The sequence below is a fragment of the Cutibacterium avidum 44067 genome, from assembly GCF_000367205.1.
GTDB classification, from domain to species: Bacteria; Actinomycetota; Actinomycetes; order Propionibacteriales; family Propionibacteriaceae; genus Cutibacterium; species Cutibacterium avidum.
Window position 1 is genome coordinate 1,736,820 of the sequence record NC_021064.1, and the last position, 24,644, is coordinate 1,761,463.

Consider the following 24,644-nt stretch of genomic DNA (forward strand, 5'->3'; position numbering starts at 1 on the left):
GGGGGTCAAGACGTCTTCAGCATCCCCGCATAGTCAGTGAGAATCTGATAGTCAGCATCCGCGACGACGACAACCGCCGAGGAACCGATCTTCGTCACCAGGGCACGGGTGCGGCCGTCCGGGCTGACCATCTTCGTCCAGGTGTACTGACCCGCCTTGACCTTCCCATCCTCGGTGGCTGATCTCGTCACCGAGGCGACGTAAGCCTTGGCAGGCTCGTCGGACTGGTTCACGGCCAGGTAGATGTTCTCGCTGGTGAGGAATCCCAATTCCCACCTGTTCCCCGCGGAGATGGTGTTTCCCACCCATCGATCCCCCTTGTTGGCATACCTCGCCTTGGTGGGCCGCCAGTCCTCGGGCACCTCCTTGGGAGCCAGCACCGGGTACCCGGCATGGGTGCGCGCTGACGTCGCCACGGGCTTCCAGTCAACCTTCTGGATGTTCGGCTCGTCAGGGGTCCTGGTGAAGAACCACACGATGAGCAACACGGGGACGAGGATGACAGCCAAGGACAGGAACATATCCTTGATGCCGGCTCTGGGATTGGGTGCCACGCTCCCGATTGTTGCAGATGCGTCGCGTGGCGTCGCCTCAGCTGATCAACCGACCATGTCCTCCATCAGGCTGGTCACCAGCGCGGCGACGGGCGAACGCTCCGACCTGGTGAGGGTCACGTGGCCGAACAGATCGTGTCCTCGCAGCCTCTCGATGACGGCTGCCACACCGTCATAACGACCTACCCGAAGGTTGTCCCGCTGGGCGACGTCGTGGGTGAGCACCACCCGCGAGTTCTGCCCGATTCGCGAGAGCACCGTCAGCAGCACGTTGCGCTCCAGGGACTGGGCCTCGTCGACGATGACGAAGGCGTCATGGAGGGAACGGCCGCGGATGTGCGTCAGCGGCAGGATCTCCAGCATGCCACGCGACATGACCTCCTCGATGACGTAATTATTCGTCACGCTGGTGAGGGTATCCAGAACCGCCTGACCCCACGGGGCCATCTTCTCCCCCTCGTCACCGGGCAGGTAGCCCAGATCCTGGCCACCGACGGCATACAACGGCCGGAAGACCATGACCTTCTTGTGGAGTTGTCGCTCCAGCACCGCCTCGAGCCCTGCGCACAACGCCAACGCTGACTTTCCGGTACCGGCATGCCCTCCCATGGAGACGATGCCGACTTGAGGGTCCAGCAGCATGTCGAGGGCAACCCGCTGCTCAGCCGAGCGGCCACGGATCCCGAACGCCTCCTGGTCATTGGGGATGAGCCGAGCCGAGGCGTCCGGCATCCGTCGGGCCAGAGCACTGCCGTTCGGGCCGTCCAGCACGAGTCCGGCGTGCACTGGGATCTCGTCGAAGATCGAGTCGACGACGTGTCCCTCCTCGTAGAGGGCCGAGATCATCTCGTCAGGAACCTCGAGATTGACCATGCCGGTCCATCCGCTGTCCGGGACGAGTTCGTGCCGGTACTCCTCGGCTTCCAGGCCGATGGCCGAGGCCTTGACCCGCAACGGCAGGTCCTTCGTCACCAGTACGACGGAGTGCCCGGCCAGCCGGTAGTTCTGGGCAACCGCCAGGATCCGGGTGTCGTTGTCACCGAGACGGAAGCCGTCAGGCAAGCAATTCGGGTCGGAGTGGTTGAGCTCAACGAGCAGTTCGCCTCCCTCATCGTTGACCGGCACCGGCCCGACGAGGCCGCCGTTGTCGAGCCGCAACTTGTCGAGGATGCGCAACGCTGTGCGGGCGAAATGTCCCAATTCTGGATGGTGGCGTTTGCCCTCCAACTCGGTGATGACGACGATCGGCACCACCACGTGATGCTCGGCAAAGTTGAGCAGGGCACGAGGATCCGACAGCAGCACCGATGTGTCGATGACGTAGGTCCGCCTCCCCTCAGGTGCCGCCGGGATCGGGCTGTGGGCTCGCTCGGAGCCTTCTGGACGGACGGACACGAAAACCTCCCGTGACATGAGAGGTCGCATCGAGGAAGGAAACGTCGTCGAGGCGTCGGATGCGGCCCCTCTGACATCAAACCTAGAGCCCGACAGGTGGAACCGGAGTGTGCGATTCGGCCATTCGCCCAGAGTTCACCAGCCGGTCAGATGACGGCAAGACCGATGGCAACCGCATGACAGATCGCGGCCACCGCAGTGCAGCTGTGGAAGACCTCGTGGAAGCCGAACCAGGTGGGTGACGGATTGGGCTTCTGACGGGCGTAGGCGACAGCTCCGACGGTGTAGAACACCCCTCCGACGAGGATCAGGATGACGACTGCTGGCCCTCCCACGCGCCAGAACTGCGGCAGCCACCACAAGGCAGTCCACCCCATGAAGACGTAGAGGATCGTCGAGGCCCATCTGGGCACGCCGTTCCACACGAACCGGAAGGCCACTCCGAGCAGGGCGCAGGCCCAGATGATCGACAGCAGGATCACCCTGGAGGCACCCGTCGTCAGCGAGACGGCCAGCGGGGTGTACGTGCCAGCGATGAACACCGCGATGTTGGCGTGGTCGATGCGGCGCAGGACGTCCTTGATCTTCGCACCCCACGGCACCCGGTGATATATCGCCGAATTGCCAAAGAGCTCCAACCCGGTGAGCATCCAGATCGCGACGGCGAACCGGTTCCCCCACGTCGGCGTGACGATCATGAGACCAACCCCGGCCAGCAAGATCAGCGGTGCCATGACGGTGTGAACCCATCCGCGCAACCTCGGTTTGGGGAGCACAGTGCCGCGGTTCTCGCCGTTGTTGCCTTGACGCGACATAGCCCGCGGTCCTCCTCCTCGACAAAACCTACGGTTCGGTAGGTTCTGCCTCCAGCCTACCCTGCCGACGAGGTCTGCCCGCGACTCGATCTCGGCCTCACCGCGTGAATTGCTGACCGTTTGTACCGAGCACTGACTAATCTGGACCCATGAGCAGCCTGGACAACCGTCTGTCGAAGGTCAGTGAGACCCTCGACCGCATGCACCCGTCCGGACTGCTGTACACCACCTACGAAGCGAGACTGCTCGACCAGCTCGATCGCAGTCGACTGCCCCAGCACGTCGCCGTGCTGGCTGACGGCAACCGTCGTTGGGCTCGTCTCAACGCACCGGGACAGCCCTTGGTGGCCGGTTACGAGGCGGGCGCGGATCGCCTCCGAGAATTCTGCGCCTGGTGCGACGCCGTCGGTATCCCAATCATCACACTGTGGGTGTTGTCGACCGACAACCTGCAACGCGCGGAAACCGGCGAACTTGGACCACTTCTCAAGGTCATCGAGTCCCTCGTCGACTCCCTGGCAGAGAATCCACGCTGGCGGGTCCAGGCCGTCGGAGATCTCGATCTGCTACCCGCCGAGATGGCCGAGTCCCTCTGTCGTGCCGGCCGCAACTCGGCCGACCACGGCGTCATGCATATCAACGTCGCGGTGGCCTATGGCGGTCGTCACGAGCTGCGCGACGCCGTCCGCTCACTACTTGCCGAGGAGGCCGAGAAGGGCACCAGCCTGGCCGATCTCGCGGAGACCCTCGAGATCGACCAGATTGAGGACCACCTCTACACCCGCGGCCAACCCGATCCGGATCTCATCATTCGCACCTCGGGCGAGCAGCGATTGTCGGGCTTCCTCATGTGGCAAAGTGCCCACTCCGAGTTCTACTTCTGCGAGGCATTGTGGCCCGATTTCCGCAAGGTCGACTTCCTGCGAGCCCTCCGCTCCTTCACCCAGCGGGAGCGGCGCTACGGCCGCTGACCTGCCGGGTGCACGATCTCAAGCTCGCCGCCAGAGCGGGTCCTTGAGCTCCAGGTATTCGGTCACCGGCTCGAAGCACACCGTGCCACGGCACACCCAACACATCGGCTGACCGTCGCGCGGGGCGCGATCCTCGAACCATGTACCGAACCCGGATCCCTCACCAACTCGACGCATGATGACCGACCCGGCCGGAGCCATGCGCCACGCTGCTGCGGCCAGATCCGTGGGCTCCTCCTGGGTGTCGGCGATGACGACAGCAGCCGGCTTGAGACCACGACGGTCCTCATCGGCGATGAGGAAGTCGGCCAGTGCCCACCCCGCGAAGCGAGGAGTGGACGCCACCACCGGCAGCAGTGCGCCGGAGGCCTCGTCCGCACGCCTGACGAAGTCGTCACGCTCAGCCATGAGCCCCACCCGACGCAGGGCCATCACCATGGAGGCCGTTGCGCTGGGGCAGGCATCGTCGGTCAGGGTGTGGGCCGTCACCGTAAGCAGGTCCGACCCTTCGGCGTCAAGGAAGCTCCCATCGGGAGCACCGAACCGCGTCACAGCCTGGTCAAGCACCTCGACAGCACGGTCACACCACACCGGCTCCCCCGTGGCACCGGCCAGACCGGCGAAGGACAGGCCAACCCACGCGTAGTCCTCGCAGACCGCCGGGGCTCCCGGATGATCATGGAAGGAGGTGCGCAGCAGGTCACCGTCACTCCAATGGGCCGTCCACAGCGCCTCAGCCAGATCGCGGGCCTGCCTCACCCAGGACCACTCGCGCAGAATCATTCCGGCCTCGACGAGCCCGTCGATGAGCATGGCGTTCCACGCCGTGATGGCCTTCTCGTCGCGAGCAGGAGCGCTACGACGATCACGAGCCTCCAGCAGGGTGTCCATGTCGACGTTGATGCGCTCCCACTCGACCCGTCCGCGCATCTGGAGGGTACCCAGACCGTTCTCGTCGAAGGGCTCCAGATGCACCAGTGGACGCAGCCACTCGGTCTCCTCGGATCCCAGGGCGTCCGTGATGAGATCCTGGTTCCACAGGTAGTAAATCCCCTCCCGGGTGTGGCCGGCTGCGTCGTCGGAGTCGGCATCGAGTCCGGCGGCATACAGGCCGTTCGGCAGCTGCATCTCCCGGTTGAGCCAGGACACCGTGCGACGGGCGGCATGGGAGTAGAGATCTCGACGATCCGGGTCGTGATCGGCTGTACGACGCCAGCACCGAGCCATCGTCCCCAACAGCAGGGCATTGTCGTAAAGCATCTTCTCGAAGTGGGGCACCACCCACTGGGAATCCGTGGAATAACGGTGGAACCCGCCACCGACCTGATCGAAGATGCCGCCACGCACCAGGTGCTCACACGTGTTCTGCGCCATGTCGAGGCTGGTCGGGTCTCCCTTGACCAGCAGGGCGTCCAGCAGGGTGGCGTTAGGGAACTTCGTCGGTCCTCCAAACCCGCCATGCACGATGTCGTAGTCCGCTCCCACGGCGTCAATGAGCTCACCGGCAACCGGACGCGGGGTGTCAGGGGTCTTCTCGATAGGACGCAGATGCTCGACGATGGCCTCGGCCGAGGACACCACCTCATCGCGACGCTCTCGCCATGCGCCGCCAAGAGCCTCGACCAGCTCCACGAAGGCGGGCTGACCACCCCGGCGCACCGGTGGGAAATAGGTGCCGGCGAAGAAGGGCTTGCCGTCAGGAGTCAGGAAGACGGTGTTGGGCCAGCCACCCTGGCCAGTCATCGCCAGGGTCACCTGCATCAGCGCGGTGTCAACCTCTGGACGCTCCTCGCGATCGACCTTGACGGCCACGACATTGGCGTTGACAACCTCAGCCACTTCTGGATCGGAGAAGGACTCGAAAGCCATGACGTGGCACCAGTGGCAGCTCGAGTAGCCCACCGAGACCATGACCGGCACGTCGCGACGACGCGCTTCGGCGAATGCTTCCTCTCCCCACGGGAACCAGTCGACGGGGTTCGCGGCGTGTTGGAGCAGATACGGGCTGGTGGACTCACCAAGGTGGTTGGGCATGGTGGTCAGCCTACGAGCACAACCCCATACTGGGCCAGGCGGACCCTAGGCGGGACGTCAGTGCTTCGCCGAGTTCGTCGTGGACCCCTTGGCATCCTCCTGATGGTTCTCCTTGAGGGCAGGGCCGCAGGGAACCTCGTCGAAGTCGATGCCACGGATGTTGCGTCGGATGCTGATCCACGCGACGACACCGAAGACAGCAAGTGTTAGGCAGCACAAGAAGTTGGCGAGGCCGGTGCTCACGAGCTGGGCTGCAAGAACTGTCATGCTGACAGCCTACGCCCTAGGGCACAATGGGCCACGTGCCAACCCCAACCAGCAGCCAGGATCACGTCCTCACTGATGCGGACCGTGAACGCATCGCGGACCGCTACCCCAAACAGTGTCGAACCCCGTGGGTGATCCTCATCCTGGTGCTGGCTGCCGTCCTCGTCGGATGGACGGTGTGGGCGGGACTCCACCATGCCGAGCAGCCGATCCGGGCGAGCTTGCACGGATACCAAGCGATATCCGACACCCGCGTCGACGTCACGATCAACCTGCATCGGCCCGACCCCTCCGTCAAGGGTTCCTGCGTCCTGGTCGCCACCGGTGCTGACCACGTGCGCGTCGGGGAGACGACGGTGACGTTTCCGACAAGCTCGTCAAAGGACGAGACGATCCACACCAGCGTCAAGACCTTCTCGCGTGCTGTTACCGCTGAGCTGGAGAAGTGCGGACCCGTCGGGTGACAACGCGGTAGGATGAACAAATGCCTGAGTCCCAAGACACTGTGTGGCTGACCCAAGAGGCCTTCGACAAGCTCACCCAAGAGCTCGCGTACCTCAAGGGTGAGGGCCGCACCATCATTTCCAACAAGATTGCCGACGCTCGTTCCGAGGGCGACCTTTCCGAGAACGGCGGCTACCATGCCGCCCGTGAGGAGCAGGGGCAGGCCGAGGCCCGCATCCGTCAGCTGGAGCAGATGCTGCGCAACGCTGAGGTGGGCGAAGCCCCGTCCACTCCGGACGAGGTCGTGCCCGGTTCCAAGGTGACCGTCTGCTACTTCGACGACAAGTCCGACACTGACACCTTCCTGCTGGGATCGCGGCAGGTGATGGGGCTCGACGATTCCGTCGACATCTCCGTCTACTCCCCGCAATCCCCCCTTGGTGGTGCCGTTCTGGGCCATTCCAAGGGAGAATCGACCGAGTACAAGGCTCCCAATGGCAAGACGATCAAGGTGACGATCCTTGACGTCGAGCCGTTCCAGGAGTGACACGCTTCCACAAATGTGATGAGGGCGGGGTGCCATGGCACCCCGCCCTCATCACATTATGTCGCAGGCTCACATCGCGCGAACTGCGATCCTCCCGACCAAGCAGGTGAGGCCAAGACGGGCCGCTCCGTCACCCATGACGTACTCGTCGACATCTCCGCCTTCGGGCCAGGAGATCATGCCGGTCTGGGCCTTGCCACAAACCGAGACGTTGGATCCTTCGGCCAGCTTGACCAGCAGATTGCCCGACTCGACGCGGATCTGGGAGCGACCGCTGTCGATGCATCCGGTGATGGTGCCATTTCCGGCCTGGAAGAGACCGTCCTCCAGCTGGTGGACGCCTTCGATCTCAGTGACGCCAGCGGTGACACGCACCCTCCCGAGGTGCTCCACGCCAGTGGCACGCAACGAGCCACCTGACAGCTCGATGTCGACGGGCAGATCGGGATGCACACGAATCGTCACTTCCCGACCCAGACCAAGATCCTTGACCCCGTCCATGTCGGCCGGGAGTCGGAACCTCTTGAGGACCCCCAGATCAGGGGCGAGGTGACCGTCAACACCGACCTCAACGACTCCTCCGACGCGCCTGCGGGTGTGCTTGCCCTCGATCTGCAGGCCGGAGACCGAGCGGTCCCCGATGAGACGGATGCGACGTCCGGTGCAGTTCAGACGGACGCGATCCAGATCGCTCGCGACGTCGACGTGCTTTTGCGGTTCACTCTCGCCGCTGGCGCGACGCGGTCCGGGCGACATCGTCGAGGCGACTGTCTCACCGACGCTCTCTGCCACCCCGGACACCACGCGCCAGGCCGAGCGGAGCCCCTCCTTGGCTTCTGGAGGGATGGCGAAGCCGGCCAGAAGGCCCTTGTCGCCCCCGGAAGTCTCGTCCTCGGATGCCCCGCGGCGGGGGCCGGTCCCTTCGGCGGGGCCGCTCTGGCTCCCGGGTGCGGGCTGCTCCTGCCCCCGTGCATCAGCGATACGGCGGTTGGCCTCGGCGGTGTCGATCCTCCCGGCAGCAAGGTCCTCGAGGATGGCGGTGATATCAGCGCTCATGACATCAACTTTACGGGTGAACCCAACTCACGCGTGTTCGGCAGCGAGGTCGTCCTGACTTGGAGGAACCTCCTCTGCCGGGGTCTCGGGGCTCAGGGCCTTGATGAAGGCGACGCCGAAAGCGACGATCGGGATGGCGAACAGGGCGCCCACGATACCGGAGATGATGGCGCCGACAGCGATACCAACCAGCACGATGAGCGGGTGGATCGAGACTGCCTTACCCAGCAGGAAGGGTTGCAGGACGTGTCCTTCGATCTGCATGACGGCGACGAAGACGATCAGCATGATGACGGCCTTGAAGAAGCCCAGGGTCACCAGCACCACACCAACCGCGACGACGCCTGCCGTCAGCGCGCCGACGATCGGCACGAACGCGAGGATGAAGGTGAGGGCACCGATCGCGACCGACATGGATGAGCCAATGATGGCCGCGCCGATGCCGGCTCCCAGGCCGTCCACGAAGGCGACGATGACGGCGGCTCGCACATAGGCCACCAGGGCGACCCAGCCGCGCTTGGCAGCGTCAAGGATTTTGGCGCGATGCTCACGTGGGATGAGGACCGCCGACTTCTCAGCCAGTTTGTCTCCCTCGTACACGAAGAAGAAGGTGGCGAAGAGGGCCAGGACGAGCCCCGCTGCGAAACGGCCGATCTGGGTTCCGGCGGCAGCTGCGGTCGAGGCAATGCGTCCCTGGGATCCAGCCATGGCAGCCTCGGCCTTGTGCATGAGGTCATTGAGCTGGGCCTTGTCGGTGTGCAGGGGGCTGTTGGCCAGCCACGCCAGCGCCTGCTTGAAACTGGCAACCGCCTGGTTGCCCAGTTCCCGCCACTGCATCGCGATCTGGGCGCCGACGAGGGTGAATACGCCGCCGACCAGGATGATGAGCAGCAGCAGGCAGATTCCCGAGGCGATGCCACGGTGGATGTGATGGCGCGACAACCAGTTAGCCAGCGGCCACATGGCTGCCGTCAGCATGAGGGCCACCGCGACGGGCACTGACACCTCGGACGCAGCGTGAAGCACCTGGTAAAGCCCGTAGATGAAGGCTGCGATGACGATGAGCCGCCAGCACCATCCAGCCGCAGTACGGACAGCGCTGGGAACGTCTTCGGCGGGGGCGACCGTCGCCGTGATGGGCTGGGGAGTTGATGCTACCTCCTGGTCAGGAGCGGTGTCGATCGCCTCGCCCTCGGCGTCGGCACGCGGGGGAACCGGTGTCGAATCTGTGGTCTTCGTGCCCGAGCCGAATAGCTTCATGGCTTCCTTCCGGAATTGTGGGGCGGGGCCGAGGCCCCGGAACGCGTGTTCACAGGGTAGCGTCTAGCACGTCATCCGTATGTATCCATTTGGAGGTCACCGTGGTAGCTCGTCCCCTTGCCGAACTGACCGCCCCCGACTGGGCAGAGGCATTGGCGGAGGTGGAGCCACGCATCCATGAGATGGGGGACTTCCTGCGAGCCGAGACAGCTGCCGGACGAGGGTTCCTGCCTCACGGGGATCGCATTCTGCGCGCTTTTTCCCGTCCCATGGCGGATGTTCGAGTGCTCATCGTCGGCCAGGACCCTTACCCCACCCCAGGCCACCCCGTGGGCCTGAGTTTCTCGGTGGAGCGCGACGTGCGTCCGTTGCCCCGGTCCTTGCAGAACATCTACGCCGAATTGCAGTCCGACCTGGGAATTTCCCCTTGTGAACATGGCGATCTCACCGGCTGGTTCGAGCAGGGGGTGTTGCTCCTCAACAGGTGCCTCACCGTCCAGCCTGGTCGACCCGCCTCACATCGCGGCAAGGGATGGGAGGAGGTCACCCAGACCGCCATCGAAGCCCTCGTGGCACGTGGCGGCCCGCTGGTGGCCATTCTGTGGGGCCGCGACGCGCAATCCCTGGAACCCATGCTGGGCGGGGTTCCGATCGTCAAGTCCTCACACCCCTCCCCCATGTCAGCCCGATACGGCTTCTTCGGGTCCCGACCCTTCAGCCGCACCAACGACTTGCTGGTACAGCAGGGGGGCGACCCGATTAACTGGGACCTGTCCTCCCACTGATCGGGCCGGCCCCTCATGCCGGATGTGTGTCAGTCCTGCTCGGGATGACGGAACAGGGAGAAGGCCGATGCGGCCAATCCGCCCCACACCGTGACCATGGCGATGATCATCATGACGGTGGCGGATCCACTCATGACAACGCTCCTTCCTGAGATGCCTGGGCATTCGCTCGGGCGAGCTCTTCCTCGTGAGTGAGCTCGTGGTGAATGGCCGAGCGGTTCGGCCACGGGATGAGGGACAGCACGATTGCCAGCACGACGACGAGGATCGACATTCCCCATCCGAAGATTCCAACGAAGTTTCCGGGCATTCCGCCGTAGCCCTTGCTGGAGACGGTGACGATCTCGGTGATCCACAGGCCCAGCAGGACCAACGGGGCGACGACACCGACCAGGGCCATCCACACCTTGTTGACCTTGAACGAGGAGTACTCGTTGAGGTGGTCGCGCAGCACCGGGAGCTTGCGCAGTGCCCAGGTGATGACGAGGCAGGCCAGCAGGGCAACGCCGACGATGCCGATGTTGTTGATGAAGTGGTCGGTGACGTCGAGCAGGTTGAGGCCGGTCGTCGTCGGGAAGAGGATGATCGACGCGACGGCCGTCACTCCACCGACGACCCAGGTTGCGGCAACTCGGTGCATGCCGGTCTTCTCGCGGAAGGCTGCGATGACGACCTCCAGCAGGCTGATCATCGACGTGATGCCGGCAAAAACCAGGGAGACGAAGAAGAGCACGCCCATGATCGGTCCGACAGCACCCGCCTGACTGATGATCTGCGGGAAGGCGATGAAGGCCAGGCCGATACCCGAGCCAGCGACCTCGCTCACCGGCTTGCCGGAAGCAGTTGCCATGAAGCCCAGGGCGGCGAAGACGCCGAGGCCGGCCAGGATCTCGAATGAGGAGTTGGCGAACCCGACGACCAGGCCGGAACCTGTCAGGTCAGACTTCGGCTTGAGGTAGGAGGCATAGGTCACCATGATGCCGAATCCCACTGACAGGGAGAAGAAGATCTGGCCGTAGGCGGCCATCCACACCTGGTAGTTCCCCAACGCATTCCACGCCGGGGTGAACAGGGCGTCAAGGCCAGTCGATGCGCCGTCCAGGGTGAGGGCGACGATGACCAGCGCGATGAACATCACCGCGAGCATCGGCATGAAGACCCACGAGGCGCGGGTGATGCCCTTCTCGACGCCGGTGGCCATGATGGCCAACACGACGAGCCACAGGATCAGCAACGGCCAGAAGACTCCGGGCACGAAGTGGAATTCGACGTCAACGTTGTTGGCCACGTGCAGGAAGCTGCCTGTGAGGAATCCCTCGGGGTCGTCTCCCCATGCCTTCGTCACCGAGAATCCGACATAGCGAATGGCCCAGGCGATGATGGCGGCGTAGTAGATGACGATCACCCAACAGATGAGGGTCTGCCACCATCCGATGGCCTCCGTGTGCTTGTTGAGACGACGCAAGGCCATGGGCGGCGAGCCACGGAACTTGTGTCCGACGGCATAGTCGAGGAAGAGCAGCGGGATACCGGCGGTGAGCAGGGCGATCAGGTAGGGCACGATGAAGGCTCCGCCACCATTGCTGTAGGCGACGTAGGGGAACCTCCAGATATTTCCCAGCCCGACGGCGGAGCCAATCGCAGCAATGAGGAAGGCTCCCCGGCCGGTGAAACTCTCACGCCGCTGGGGCTTTCCAATACTGTTTCCGTCACCTGCAACGGTCGCGCCAGGCTGCGCGGGGTCAGACATGTTGATCCTTTCCACCGGTGAACTTCGACCCCCAGTCTCACATGGTGATGAGGTGGGACCAGATCATGGACCACACATTGAGATAACAGGAATTGATCCGAGCCGATGTCGGTTACACCCGTGTCGACGTCGTGAGGAAAGGGACGCATGAACAAGAACGAGATGGTCTCACCCGACAACGCCCTGCCCGGAGGCCGAACCCCGGTGTTGGAAATGCCGTTCTTCCACCGCGTGACTGGGGACCGGCTGGACCACTCCTTCCCCGGCTCCGAGACGATCTACCTGGCCATGGGGTGTTTCTGGGGAGCCGAGAAGCTGTTCTGGAACAATGACGGGGTGCTGCAAACCGCCGTTGGTTACATGGGCGGTTTCACTCCCAACCCCACCTACCGGGAGGTGTGTACCGGACGCACTGGGCACGCCGAAACCGTCCGGGTCACCTACGACCCGACCAGAATCTCCACCGAGGAGATCCTCACCCTCTTCATGGAGAACCACGACCCCACCCAGGGGATGCGTCAGGGCAACGACGTCGGTACCCAGTACCGCTCGGCGATCTGGTGCACCACCACCGAGCAGTTCATGACGGCCACCACCCTCAGGGGGTCCTTCCAGGCCAACCTGCTCAATGCCGGGTACGGGGAGATCACGACGACGATCTCGATGGCCAACGGCGTGGAGTTCTTCCTGGCTGAGGCCGAGCATCAGCAGTACCTCGAGGACAACCCCTTCGGCTACTGCCCTGTCCACGCAACCGGGGTGTGCCTCGCGCGAGCATGATGGACATGACCACCCCCTGAGGAGGATTGAACACATGAAGTACCGCAAGATTGGACCCTTCCGAACCTCTGCCATCGCTTACGGATCGATGCCGTTGTCGATCGAAGGTCGCCCGGACCGCGAGACCGCGATCAAGGTCCTCCATGACGTCCTGGACGCCGGGTGCACCCACATCGACACCGCATGGGCCTACTACGAGTCTGGCGGCGAGGAGCAGTACGGCGAGAAGCTCGTCGCTGATGCCCTGGAGTCCTGGAATGGTGACCGCTCGACGATCTCGGTGGCCACCAAGGTTGGCCACTTCCGCTGCTTCAACGACACCGGGGAGGCCGTCTGGGACGTCGACGGATCCCCGGAGCGGCTACGCCGTGACGCCAAGCTCTCGGCCGACGCCCTGCACACGGACCAGATCGACCTGCTCTACCTGCACCGTCCCGACCCGAAGGTCGAGTACGTGGAGATGGTGAGGACCCTGGCGGGCATCCTCGACGACGGCTTGGCCCGAACCGCTGGCATCTCGAACGCCAACCCCGACCAGATCCGGCTGGCCCAGAGCATTCTCGGTGATCGTCTGGTGGCCGTGCAGAACCAGTTCTCCCCCGGCTTCCTGTCCTCGCGGCCCGAGGTGGAGCTCTGCGGTGAGCTCGACCTGGCATTCGTCGCGTGGAGCCCGCTTGGCGGTTACCGTCGTCCCCTCGAGGAGGACGCCTTCGCCGCCTTCCAGCGCGTCGCTGATGCCCGTGGAGTCAGTCGGGCCCAAGTCATTCTGGCGTGGGAACTGGCCCAGGGCGATCACGTCATCCCGATCCCGGGATCCCACCGCTCGGAAACGATCCTTGACTCCTTCAAGGCCGTCGATCTTTCCCTGACCGACGAGGAGCTGGCTCGACTTCCCTGACGTCCGCCCTGCGGCAGATGTGCGCATGCACCCGGTAACCGTGACATGATCCCCGGGTGCATGACGACATCGAGGCAAGACGAGGACTGACGACCGGTATCGCCCTCTACCTCATGTGGGGATTCTTCCCCCTCTACTTCCGGTTGCTGGAGCGGTCCGGAGCCTTCGAGATCATTGCCCACCGGGTGGTGTGGTCCTTCGTCTTCTGCTCGATCCTGCTGACCATCAGCAAGGGGTGGCGTGACATCCGTGACCTCGCCCATCAGAGACGCAACCTGTGGGGTCTCGTGCTTGCGGGCCATCTTGTTCTGATCAACTGGACTCTTTACGTCTGGTCCGTCAACGCCGGTCACACCCTGGACGCCGCGATGGGGTACTTCATCAACCCGCTCGTCTCTGCCTTGCTGGGTGTGCTGGTACTGCGGGAACGCCTCAGCCCGACCCAGGGGGTCGCCTTCGGAATCGGCGTCGTGGCCGTCGTCGTCCTCATGCTCGGCCATTCCTCGAAGCCTCTCATCTCGCTGGGTCTGGCTGTGAGCTTCGGGCTCTACGGCCTGGTCAAGAAGGTGCTCGGGGTCAGTGTGAAGCCCCCCGTCGGACTCACTGTCGAGACCTTGGCGACCACTCCTCTGGCCCTGGTGTACATCGGCTGGGGCGCTGCCCATGGAAGGTCCACCTTCACGGGCTCCTACAGCCTGTTACTTGTCAGCGCCGGCATCCTGACCGCTGTTCCGCTGCTGATGTTCGCCTTCGCGGCCTCCCGCATCAGCCTGACGACGCTGGGAATCCTGCAGTACATCTCACCGCTCCTGCAGTTCTTGGTCGGGCTGCTCCTCTTCGGTGAGCAGATGCCATGGCAACGCTGGGCCGGGTTCTCCCTGGTCTGGGTTGCCGTCGTCATGTTCTCAGCAGAAGGGGTCATTCGTGTGGTGCGACGCACTCGATGACGCCGTCACACAATGACAAAGGGGCCACCGGCGAATCCCGGTGGCCCCACACGTCTTCCAGGTCACGCCTCGGCGCGCTCACGCGCCTCTCGCTTGGTCCACTGATACAGAATCGCAATGGCAGCCACGAAGATGATCATGCCGACGATTCCAGCGCCGCTGTCCCACGACTCCGGAGCGATGGCGATGGCGTCCTCGGAACCGGCGGCAGCAATGAGCGCCGCGTAGATGACACCGAAGATGGACTCACCGACGATGAGGCCGGTGGCCAGCAGGACTCCGGTGCGCTTCTTGCCGTCGACATCGCCTCCGGTGTGTGCAGCCCACTTGTCGAACAACCAACCGAGGGCGGCACCGATCGGGATGGTCAGCGACAGGGCCATCGGGAGGTACATGCCCATGCCGACAGCCAGAGGCGGAAGCGAGAACCTCTTGGTGGTGTGGGTGAGGATCTCGTCGACCGTGATGACGCCGACGCCGACCAGTGCGCCGATTCCCATCAGGCCCCAGTCCAGCGAGCCGCCGAAGACGCCGGTGGCCAGCGAGGAGATGAGGGTGGCCTGCGGGGCCTGCAGGGCGTTCGGTCCGGCACCGGGAGCACCCTGGAATCCGAAGGCGGTCTGCATGAGCTGCATGACGGGCGGGATGATCGCCGATCCGAAGACGACACCGATGATGAGGGCAACCTGCTGCTTCCACGGGGTGGATCCGACCAGCTGGCCGGTCTTGAGGTCCTGCAGGTTGTCATTCGAGATCGTGGCGATACCGAAGACGATCGACGCGGTGAACAGGGTGTAGGCCACCAGCTTCACCGTCTCGTCACCACCGACGGCACCGTAGGTGAGCTTGATGAGCAGGGCGGCCACCAGGACGACGAGGATGCCGACCCCGGAGATCGGGCTGTTCGATGCGCCGATGAGGCCAGCCATGTAGCCACAGACGGAGGCAACGGCCAGGCCGACGAGCAGGATGAAGACCAGGCTGACGATGATGACGCCGGTCATGGACTTCGACACCACCATGTCGCGGGCGAAGCCCCACAGCATGAAGCCGATCGGGATCATGGAGAGCAGTACGACGGTGAGGACGACCGACACCGGCAGGTCACGCTCGGTCAGCGGAACCTCGCCACCCTTGTGACGGGTCTTGGAGGACCGGACGGAGTCGCTGATGCCCCTGGTGATGGGGCCGATGACCTTGATGAGGGTCCAGATCGCCGCCACACCGATCGCGCCGGCGCCGACGAAGCGCACGTCGTTGCTGAAGACTTCCTGGATGACGTCGAGGTTGCCGCCAACCTTGCCGGACACTCGCCACGGCAGGATCGCGCCGTAAGAGATGACGATGCCGACGAGCATGGACGCGGCAACAGCGACGCCGACGAGGTGACCGACGCCGATGAGAGCCATCGACATGCTGACGCCGACCATCGAGCCAGAGCTGTCACCCACCTTGAATGGCTTGGTGAGGGCTGACTTGACCAGCTTGAGGTCAGACAGCAGGGCATATCCGGCCGACACCAGGGAGCCGACGATGATGACGCGCAGACCCACCTTGTTGGCCTCGGCCGCACCGGCGGAGTCACCAACCTTGAGGACCTCGGCACCCGCAACGCCCTCCGGGTAGGGAAGGTCGGAGCCGGTGACGAGAGCTCGTCGCAGTGGGATGGAGTACATGACGCCGAGGATGCCGCCAACCAGGCAGATTGCGAGGGTCGTCCAGTACGGGAATCCCTTCCACCAACCCACCATGATGAGGCCGGGCAGAACGAAGATGATGGCCGAAAGGGTTCCGGCGGCGGAGGCAATGGTCTGGACGATGTTGTTCTCTGCGACCGAGTGTCCCTTGAAGTGACGCAAGACGGCCATCGAGATGACCGCTGCCGGAATCGATGTGGCGAAGGTCAGGCCGACCTTGAGCCCGAGGTATACGTTCGCCGCGGTGAACACCAACGTCATGAGGCCGCCGAGGATGATGCCCCGGAGCGTCAATTCACGTATTGATGACCCCGACGGCTGGGCCGGCGCAGATGCGCTCGATAGGTCAGACATGTTCCTCTTCTTCCGTAGATTGACCTGACCACTATGCCACCGTCAGAGCCCGAAAGTATGCAGGCCGCGGCTAGTTACGCCAATTGCCGTCTTCCAGACTTCGGGAACACCCAAAGGCTCAACATGAAATAGACGTAAAGCCCCTCAACACACGCAGCGGTGAAGCGAGCAAGCTCGAAATGGACCCCTATGTGCTCCAAAAGGGATGAGAATCCCAGGGTGAGACAGACGTAATTGGTCACTATCGTGATGACGTAACGACCGCTCTGACGACCCAGATCGCCATGAGACTGAAAATTCAGCCACCTATTGACGAAGAAGGAGTAGATGGCCGACAACCCGTATCCCAGCGATACCGAAATGGGGTACGGCAGTCCGACGCCGCGAAAGAAAACGGCAAGCAGGCTCATGTCGATGAGGAACCCGAGCCCGTTGATGATGCAGTAGCCGATGAAGGTGACGGGGAGCCCTGACAGCGGGAACGGCAAAACGGAGTGGATCGTCAAACACCCTCTGGCAAAGACGCGAGGGGCAGAGCGTCGGGGAATCCTCCTACCCCGGATTCGCTTCACACTCGTCACCACGAATCCATTTTTGCAGCCGGGTCAAGGACCGTCGCCACCGGTCGATACCCTGACGCCATGGCCACAACACGACGCGCAACCACAACAGACCTGCCGTTCATGGTCCATGTGCTGCGGCATGCGGCCGGCGGGGAATCGGAACCACTCGACGTCGAGGAATGCCGAACCAATCCAGCCATCGCCCACTACATCGACGGCTGGACCCCAGACCAGATCGGGATGATCTGCCTCGTCGATGGCTCCCCCATCGGGGCTGCCTGGTTGCGTGACCTACCGGCCTCCGATCCCGGTTATGGTTTCGTCGCCCCGGGTATCCCAGAACTGACCATCGCCATTTCTCCTCAGCAACGCAGCCAGGGCCACGGCGGATATCTCTTGGACAGCCTCCTCGACGAATGCCGGCGTCACGGCATCCGTTCCGTGAGCCTCAACGTCGACACTGCGAATGAGCCAGCCATGGCGATTTATCGCAAGGCTGGATTCGTCGAAGTCTCCAGTGAGAGCAACCACCTGACAATGCTCCATGTCGACGGCAACCCAGCACTATCCCAGCCATACTGAATCAACATCTATCCAACGCAATACCGTCGGTATATCTCAACATTAACCGGCAGTGATACGGGTGTAAAAAAAGCGTGTGGAGACAAGGATCAACCTCGTCTCCACACGCACACACAAAAATATAATTCCGGCAGCGTCCTACTCTCCCACACGATCCCTCGTGCAGTACCATCGGCGCTGGAAGGCTTAACTACCGGGTTCGGTATGGGACCGGGTGTTTCCCTTCCGCTATGGCCACCGGAAAATATGGGGGGCCTGTGAAGGCCTGTATGTTGTGCTCCTCGGGTGGGGGTTGGGAGCCATATAGTGGATGCGAGTCAATACGAAAACGCTTTTGTGTACGCGTGCGAATGTTGTGTAAGTCCTCGGTCTATTAGTACCAGTCAGCTCCACACCTTACGATGCGTCCACGCCTGGCCTATCAACCCGGTCGTCTACCGGAGACCTTACCAGATTCATCTGCAGGAACCCTCATCTTGAAGCGTGCTTCCCGCTTAGATGCTTTCAGCGGTTATCACAACCCGACGTAGCCAACCAGCCATGCCCTTGGCAGAACAACTGGCACACCAGAGGTCAGTCCGTCCCGGTCCTCTCGTACTAAGGACAGCCCTTCTCAAGATTCCTCCGCGCGCAGCGGATAGGGACCGAACTGTCTCACGACGTTCTGAACCCAGCTCGCGTGCCGCTTTAATGGGCGAACAGCCCAACCCTTGGGACCGACTCCAGCCCCAGGATGCGACGAGCCGACATCGAGGTGCCAAACCATGCCGTCGCTATGAGCGCTCGGGCAAGATCAGCCTGTTATCCCCGGGGTACCTTTTATCCGTTGAGTGACGGCGCGTCCACAAGCCACCGTCAGATCACTAGTCCCGACTTTCGTCCCTGCTCGACCTGTCAGTCTCACAGTCAAGCCCCCTTGTGCACTTACACTCAACACCTGATTACCAACCAGGATGAGGGAACCTTTGGGCGCCTCCGTTACCTTTTAGGAGGCGACCGCCCCAGTCAAACTACCCATCAGGCACTGTCCCTGAACCGGATCACGGCCCAAAGTTAGATAACCAGAACGACCAGAGTGGTATTTCAACAATGACTCCACAACCACTAGCGTGGCCACTTCACAGTCTCCCACCTATCCTACACAAGTCGTCCCAATCACCAATACCAAACTATAGTAAAGGTCCCGGGGTCTTTCCGTCCTGCTGCGCGTAACGAGCATCTTTACTCGTACTGCAATTTCACCGAGTTCATGGTGGAGACAGTAGGGAAATCGTTACTCCATTCGTGCAGGTCGGAACTTACCCGACAAGGAATTTCGCTACCTTAGGATGGTTATAGTTACCACCGCCGTTTACTGGGGCTTAAGTTCACCGCTTCGCCAACGCTAACAGTTCCCCTTAACCTTCCAGCACCGGGCAGGAGTCAGTCCGTATACATCGTCTTACGACTTCGCACGGACCTGTGTTTTTGGTAAACAGTCGTTTCCCCCTGGTCTCTGCGCCCCTCACTGCTACCAGCCGTACAGGCCTTGACAGTTCAGGTCCCCCTTATCCCGAAGTTACGGGGGCATTTTGCCGAGTTCCTTCACCATGATGATCTCGATCGCCTCGGTATACTCTACCTATCCACCAGTGTCGGTTTAGGGTACGGGCGGACCAGCCACCTCGCTCACGAAGATTTTCTCGACAGTACAGGATCACTCACTCACCCACACACGTGGGCTCGCCATCATGCCTCAACCATATGCCCAGCGGATTTACCTACCAGACGGTCCACACATTTAGCCCCGGACAACCATCGCCGGGGATGAGCTACCTCCCTGCGTCCCTCCGCAGCTTGCCTACTACATGATCGGTTCACACACTCACCACACCACCACAACATCAAAGACATCACAATGGCAGGCTCGCACGCTTAGCATCACACACCTCGACACGGACGGTGACAAGCCGGTACCAGAATATCAACTGGTTATCCATCGACTACGCCTGTCGGCCTCGCCTTAGGCCCCGACTCACCCAGGGCAGATTAACTTGACCCTGGAACCCTTGGATAATCGGCGGACGGGTTTTTCACCCGTCATTCGCTACTCATGCCTGCATTCTCACTCCCGCACAATCCACCACACGGTCACCCGGCAGCTTCACCTCACACAGGACGCTCCCCTACCCAAACCCGCAAAACGGGTTTGCCACAGCTTCGGCGGATAACTTAAGCCCCGCTACATTGTCGGCGCGGAATCACTTGACCAGTGAGCTATTACGCACTCTTTCAAGGATGGCTGCTTCCAAGCCAACCTCCTGGCTGTCTGCGCAACTCCACATCCTTTTCCACTGAGCTACCACTTAGGGGCCTTAGCTGATGATCTGGGCTGTTTCCCTCTCGACGACGAAGCTTATCCCCCGCCGTCTCACTGCCACGCTCCACTTGCCGGCATTCGGAGTTTGGCTGATTTCGGTAAGCTGATAGGCCCCCTAGACCATCCAGTGCTCTACCTCCGACAAGAACCACGCAACGCTGCACCTAAATGCATTTCGGGGAGAACCAGCTATCACGGTGTTTGATTGGCCTTTCACCCCTATCCACAGCTCATCCCCTCCATTTTCAACTGAAGTGGGTTCGGACCTCCACGACGTCTTACCGACGCTTCATCCTGGCCATGGATAGATCACACCGCTTCGGGTCTAGAACACGCGACTCACGCCCTTATCAGACTCGCTTTCGCTACGACTCCCCCACACAGGTTAACCTCGCCACGCATCACTAACTCGCAGGCTCATTCTTCAAAAGGCACGCCATCACCCCACAAGGCTCTGACGGCTTGTATGCGACCGGTTTCAGGTACTATTTCACTCCCCTCCCGGGGTACTTTTCACCATTCCCTCACGGTACTAATCCACTATCGGTCACCAAGGAGTATTTAGGCTTGACGGGTGGTCCCGCCAGATTCACGCGAAATTCCACGAGTTCCACGCTACTTGGGGCAACCCTCACCAGTGCCACGCTTACAGTTACGGGACTCTCACCCACTCCGGTACGCCTTCCCAGACGCTTCACCTTCACGCAACATTTATCACTGGCCAATCCTGCGGCAGCAGAACCAAAAGGCCCCCACAACCCCGCACATGCAACACCTGCCGGCTTGAACACACACACGGTTTAGCCTCATCCACTTTCGCTCGCCACTACTCACGGAATCACGGTTGTTTTCTCTTCCTACGGGTACTAAGATGTTTCACTTCCCCGCGTTACCTCCCACACCCCTATACATTCAGGGCAGGGTCACCGGACACTACTCCGGACATTCCAGGTTTCCCCATTCGGACACCCCCGGATCACAGCTCGTTTACCAACTCCCCAGGGCTTATCGCAGGTTACAACGTCCTTCATCGGCTCTTGGTGCCAAGGCATCCACCGATCGCACTTAACAACTTGCACAACGCACAAGACACAAAAAATTAAGATGCTCGCATCCACTATACAGTTCTCAACCACCACACGAATCAACACACCACCGTCCACAACAGACAGATGACGCATCACCGCACCAGGCCACCACACACAGTGTGATACCCCAGAACCCCAACAGCATGCCCCCAACCCCATCACAACAACAGGACGCCAATGTTCCACAAGAAGCACGACACCATTACCATCACCCCACACGGGACGACTCGAACAATGCCACAACCAAAACTTGCTCCTTAGAAAGGAGGTGATCCAGCCGCACCTTCCGGTACGGCTACCTTGTTACGACTTAGTCCTAATTACCAGTCCCACCTTCGACGGCTCCCCCACACAGGTTAGGCCACCGGCTTCGGGTGTTACCGACTTTCATGACTTGACGGGCGGTGTGTACAAGCCCCGGGAACGTATTCACCGCAGCGTTGCTGATCTGCGATTACTAGCGACTCCGACTTCATGGGGTCGAGTTGCAGACCCCAATCCGAACTGAGACCGGCTTTCCGAGATTCGCTCACCCTCACAGGCTCGCAACTCTTTGTACCGGCCATTGTAGCATGCGTGAAGCCCTGGACATAAGGGGCATGATGACTTGACGTCATCCCCACCTTCCTCCGAGTTGACCCCGGCGGTCTCCACTGAGTCCCCACCATAACGTGCTGGCAACAGTGAACGAGGGTTGCGCTCGTTGCGGGACTTAACCCAACATCTCACGACACGAGCTGACGACAGCCATGCACCACCTGTGAACCAGCCCCACAAGGAGGCATACCCATCTCTGAGCACTCCCAGTCCATGTCAAACCCAGGTAAGGTTCTTCGCGTTGCATCGAATTAATCCGCATGCTCCGCCGCTTGTGCGGGGCCCCGTCAATTCCTTTGAGTTTTAGCCTTGCGGCCGTACTCCCCAGGCGGGGTACTTAATGCGTTAGCTACGGCACGGAATCCGTGGAATGGACCCCACACCTAGTACCCACCGTTTACAGCGTGGACTACCAGGGTATCTAAGCCTGTTCGCTCCCCACGCTTTCGCTCCTCAGCGTCAGGAAAGGTCCAGAGAACCGCCTTCGCCACTGGTGTTCCTCCTGATATCTGCGCATTCCACCGCTCCACCAGGAATTCCATTCTCCCCTACCTTCCTCAAGTCAACCCGTATCGAAAGCACGCTCAGGGTTAAGCCCCAAGTTTTCACTTCCGACGCAATCAACCACCTACGAGCTCTTTACGCCCAATAAATCCGGACAACGCTCGCACCCTACGTATCACCGCGGCTGCTGGCACGTAGTTAGCCGGTGCTTCTTCTGCAGGTACCGTCACCACAAGCTTCGCCCCTGCTGAAAGCGGTTTACAACCCGAAGGCCGTCATCCCGCACGCGGCGTTGCTGCATCAGGCTTCCGCCCATTGTGCAATATTCCCCACTGCTGCCTCCCGTAGGAGTCTGGGCCGTATCTCAGTCCCAATGTGGCCGGTCGCCCTCTCAGGCCGGCTACCCGTCAAAGCCTTGGTAAGCCACTACCCCACCAACAAGCTGATAAGCCGCGAGTCCATCCAAAACCGCCGAAGCTTTCCAACCCCCACCATGCAGCAAGGATTCCTATCCGGTATTAGCCCCAGTTTCCTGAAGTTATCCCGAAGTCAAGGGCAGGTTACTCACGTGTTACTCACCCGTTCGCCACTCGAGTACCCCCAAAGGGGCCTTTCCGTTCGACTTGCATGTGTTAAGCACGCCGCCAGCGTTCGTCCTGAGCCAGGATCAAACTCTCCAATGAAAAAATATCACCCACCCACACACAACAATGCAGGCAAACGATGTCACAAGAGAATCCAAAACACTAACCCCAAACACTGACCAAAAAAATCAGTCCATGTCCAGAATCACAAAGGAATTCATAAACAAATCCGACACATCCATAAATGCATCAAAAATCATTGACTATCAAAGACACACTGTTGAGTTCTCAAGCATCACACCCACCAGAACAACCCCACCCATCACAAGCAGGACCACCCCAAGGCGACCCGACCAACCCTACCACACCAACCCCAACCCCGCAAAACCCGCAGAATCAGAACCAGCCAGCAAAACCAGCCGAAACCAAACCACCACCCGAAAGCAGCGACCCGATCAACCTTACCAGATCAACCCAGGTTGTCAAATCCAAGAATCAACCCGCGAAACCACCCTCAAGAAAACCATCAGGCAATTCCAGCCCCCTCCTACAAGAAGGGAACCCGCAGAAGCATAAACACTCATCAAACAACCGTCAAATCGTGCCCCCAACAATCCCACAACAAGACCATCAGGACTCCCACCAGCCCACACCCACAAGGCCGTGAACCGAAAGAGAACACTGCCACAACAACACCCACCACGCAAATCGAGACGTACAGACCTGCATCTCGTCCCTCACATGCGTAGTTGTGAGAGGTACTCGCTACCAGTCGTCAGGCCGTCTGCCGCTGCTCATAGACTCACCCCGTGACGTTTCGAGGAAAAGGGTTTCGCCGAGTTGCCAGCGTGATCGCCAGCGCGGTCACGCTATGTCTGTGCGCATCGTGCCACTCGTCGTCCCCCACTGCTCCTTCAGACGAACCCAGCCGTACTGCTCTCGTCCCCTCCTCAAAGGTCACTCCGTCGACATCTCCCCTCGACGGCATCCACACCCGAGCGATCATGGACGAGCTGGTAGCGGCCTCGGACAATGGTCCTGTCACCAAGGTGGACATCACCAAGACGGCCCTGAGCATCACTGTCCAGGCTGGCGGTTCTCCCACGGTGTGGACCTGGCAGAACGGGAAGATCGATTCCTCCGCGACCCAGAGCACGCAGACGGCGTCGCGGCCCTTCCACCCTGACAACTTCGCCGTCGAGAAGATGCCGATGATCCTGCGCAAGGCAGCTGAGATCTCCGGATCTCACATGAACCAGAACTTGCAGATCGTCGAGTACAACGAAGGCACTGTCCTGATGACAGTCTCGACCAAGCCCGAGAGCCGGACGGTCTTCTTCCGACGCGACGGATCAGTCGTCAACCACATCGATTTCGCCACTCCCACCGGTATGACCGAAGCCTTGACCGACGCCGTCTCCGGGGCCAAGGAGGTCGGTCAGATCAGTTACCAGCCCGGCAAGGGAGTCATGGTCGACACCCCCACCGCCACGTCTGGCATCGTCATGCGTCGTACTCGGTCTGCCGACATGCCGGCATGGGCTGTCCAGCGAAGGGGGGATGTCACCGCGACCTTCTCCCCCGCACTCCTCGAACCGGATACCATCGTCGACGTCATGGGGCTGGCAGCAGTCGGAACCGGGGAGAAGCCGTCGGACATGGCATGGACCATCTCCTCGGACAAGAAGCTCGACACCCCCGTCATGCACATCAGCGTCAATGGCGTCTCGACCGCCTTTGACACCAACGGCGTCGACGTCACAGACAAGATCAGGTGACCCCCTCGAAATCCCCTGTGTGATTCAGCTCATCA

General features: G+C 61.5%; 20 protein-coding genes and 3 rRNA genes. 9 read left to right on the plus strand and 14 right to left on the minus strand.

Going from position 1 to position 24,644, the window contains the following annotated elements:
• Positions 1-5: 5 nt before the first annotated feature.
• From PALO_RS07955 to trhA, 3 genes are all read right to left on the minus strand, one after another.
• Positions 6-521, minus strand: coding sequence for a DUF4245 domain-containing protein (locus tag PALO_RS07955; RefSeq protein WP_041710099.1), 516 nt, complete (start codon positions 519-521; stop codon positions 6-8).
• Between the two features lie 78 nt (positions 522-599).
• A complete protein-coding gene (gene phoH2 / locus PALO_RS07960) occupies positions 600-1,979 on the minus strand; it encodes an RNA 5'-3' helicase PhoH2 (protein WP_015583134.1) in 1,380 nt (459 codons plus the stop codon).
• 116 nt (positions 1,980-2,095) lie between these two features.
• Entirely contained in the window at positions 2,096-2,764 is a 669-nt protein-coding gene (gene trhA / locus PALO_RS07965) for a PAQR family membrane homeostasis protein TrhA (RefSeq protein WP_004812014.1), read from the minus strand.
• A gap of 149 nt (positions 2,765-2,913) precedes the next feature.
• Between trhA and uppS the strand changes: the two genes are divergently transcribed.
• Entirely contained in the window at positions 2,914-3,735 is an 822-nt protein-coding gene (uppS, locus tag PALO_RS07970) for a polyprenyl diphosphate synthase (RefSeq protein WP_015583135.1), read from the plus strand.
• 18 nt (positions 3,736-3,753) lie between these two features.
• Here uppS and PALO_RS07975 read toward each other — a convergent pair whose 3' ends face one another.
• Positions 3,754-5,769, minus strand: a complete 2,016-nt coding sequence (locus PALO_RS07975; protein WP_015583136.1) for a thioredoxin domain-containing protein — start codon at positions 5,767-5,769, stop codon at positions 3,754-3,756.
• A gap of 57 nt (positions 5,770-5,826) precedes the next feature.
• Positions 5,827-6,036: a hypothetical protein gene (locus tag PALO_RS07980; RefSeq protein WP_004812017.1), complete on the minus strand. Its 210-nt coding sequence runs from the start codon at positions 6,034-6,036 to the stop codon at positions 5,827-5,829.
• 26 nt (positions 6,037-6,062) lie between these two features.
• Here PALO_RS07980 and PALO_RS07985 point away from each other — a divergent pair, with 26 nt between their 5' ends.
• Positions 6,063-6,500: a DUF4307 domain-containing protein gene (locus PALO_RS07985; RefSeq protein WP_015583138.1), complete on the plus strand. Its 438-nt coding sequence runs from the start codon at positions 6,063-6,065 to the stop codon at positions 6,498-6,500.
• 20 nt (positions 6,501-6,520) lie between these two features.
• On the plus strand, positions 6,521-7,027 hold the full coding sequence (gene greA / locus PALO_RS07990; protein ID WP_004812019.1) for a transcription elongation factor GreA: 507 nt from the start codon (positions 6,521-6,523) through the stop codon (positions 7,025-7,027).
• Positions 7,028-7,096: 69 nt separating this feature from the next.
• Here the strand turns inward: greA and PALO_RS13090 are convergent, their stop codons facing one another.
• Entirely contained in the window at positions 7,097-8,083 is a 987-nt protein-coding gene (locus PALO_RS13090) for a hypothetical protein (RefSeq protein WP_015583139.1), read from the minus strand.
• A gap of 27 nt (positions 8,084-8,110) precedes the next feature.
• A complete protein-coding gene (locus tag PALO_RS08000) occupies positions 8,111-9,343 on the minus strand; it encodes an AI-2E family transporter (protein WP_015583140.1) in 1,233 nt (410 codons plus the stop codon).
• A 101-nt stretch (positions 9,344-9,444) separates the two neighbouring features.
• On the opposite strand from PALO_RS08000, the gene PALO_RS08005 reads away from it, so the two are divergent.
• On the plus strand, positions 9,445-10,128 hold the full coding sequence (locus PALO_RS08005) for a uracil-DNA glycosylase (protein WP_015583141.1): 684 nt from the start codon (positions 9,445-9,447) through the stop codon (positions 10,126-10,128).
• 29 nt (positions 10,129-10,157) lie between these two features.
• Here the strand turns inward: PALO_RS08005 and PALO_RS12045 are convergent, their stop codons facing one another.
• Both PALO_RS12045 and PALO_RS08010 read right to left on the minus strand, forming a co-directional pair.
• Positions 10,158-10,262 carry a methionine/alanine import family NSS transporter small subunit gene (locus PALO_RS12045; protein WP_015583142.1) on the minus strand — a complete coding sequence of 35 codons (105 nt, stop codon included), beginning with the start codon at positions 10,260-10,262 and terminating at the stop codon, positions 10,158-10,160.
• Positions 10,259-11,878 carry a sodium-dependent transporter gene (locus tag PALO_RS08010; protein WP_004812023.1) on the minus strand — a complete coding sequence of 540 codons (1,620 nt, stop codon included), beginning with the start codon at positions 11,876-11,878 and terminating at the stop codon, positions 10,259-10,261. Before PALO_RS08010 ends, PALO_RS12045 begins: the two co-directional genes overlap by 4 nt.
• A 147-nt stretch (positions 11,879-12,025) precedes the next feature.
• Here PALO_RS08010 and msrA point away from each other — a divergent pair, with 147 nt between their 5' ends.
• From msrA to rarD, 3 genes are read left to right on the plus strand one after another with little or no spacing between them, the layout of a single operon-like run.
• A complete protein-coding gene (msrA, locus tag PALO_RS08015) occupies positions 12,026-12,658 on the plus strand; it encodes a peptide-methionine (S)-S-oxide reductase MsrA (protein WP_015583143.1) in 633 nt (210 codons plus the stop codon).
• Positions 12,659-12,692: 34 nt separating this feature from the next.
• Positions 12,693-13,556 (plus strand): aldo/keto reductase, encoded by an 864-nt coding sequence (locus tag PALO_RS08020; protein WP_004812025.1) that lies wholly within the window; start codon positions 12,693-12,695, stop codon positions 13,554-13,556.
• A gap of 56 nt (positions 13,557-13,612) precedes the next feature.
• Entirely contained in the window at positions 13,613-14,503 is an 891-nt protein-coding gene (gene rarD / locus PALO_RS08025) for an EamA family transporter RarD (protein ID WP_015583144.1), read from the plus strand.
• A gap of 62 nt (positions 14,504-14,565) precedes the next feature.
• Here the strand turns inward: rarD and PALO_RS08030 are convergent, their stop codons facing one another.
• Positions 14,566-16,494 carry an OPT family oligopeptide transporter gene (locus PALO_RS08030; protein ID WP_177166515.1) on the minus strand — a complete coding sequence of 643 codons (1,929 nt, stop codon included), beginning with the start codon at positions 16,492-16,494 and terminating at the stop codon, positions 14,566-14,568.
• A 134-nt stretch (positions 16,495-16,628) separates the two neighbouring features.
• Complete coding sequence (locus PALO_RS08035) at positions 16,629-17,060, minus strand: GtrA family protein (RefSeq protein ID WP_041710293.1); 432 nt, start codon at positions 17,058-17,060, stop codon at positions 16,629-16,631.
• A gap of 135 nt (positions 17,061-17,195) precedes the next feature.
• Here PALO_RS08035 and PALO_RS08040 point away from each other — a divergent pair, with 135 nt between their 5' ends.
• Positions 17,196-17,699, plus strand: coding sequence for a GNAT family N-acetyltransferase (locus PALO_RS08040; protein ID WP_036901668.1), 504 nt, complete (start codon positions 17,196-17,198; stop codon positions 17,697-17,699).
• 125 nt (positions 17,700-17,824) lie between these two features.
• Here the strand turns inward: PALO_RS08040 and rrf are convergent.
• The 3 genes from rrf to PALO_RS08055 form a co-directional block, all read right to left on the minus strand.
• Positions 17,825-17,941 (minus strand): 5S ribosomal RNA (rrf, locus tag PALO_RS08045).
• Positions 17,942-18,052: 111 nt separating this feature from the next.
• Positions 18,053-21,137: ribosomal RNA gene (locus PALO_RS08050) — 23S ribosomal RNA — on the minus strand.
• A 270-nt stretch (positions 21,138-21,407) separates the two neighbouring features.
• Positions 21,408-22,930 (minus strand): 16S ribosomal RNA (locus PALO_RS08055).
• Together the 16S, 23S and 5S rRNA genes form the textbook arrangement of a ribosomal RNA operon.
• Positions 22,931-23,835: 905 nt before the next feature.
• Here PALO_RS08055 and PALO_RS08060 point away from each other — a divergent pair.
• Positions 23,836-24,609, plus strand: a complete 774-nt coding sequence (locus tag PALO_RS08060) for a hypothetical protein (protein ID WP_015583148.1) — start codon at positions 23,836-23,838, stop codon at positions 24,607-24,609.
• Positions 24,610-24,644 lie beyond the last annotated feature (35 nt).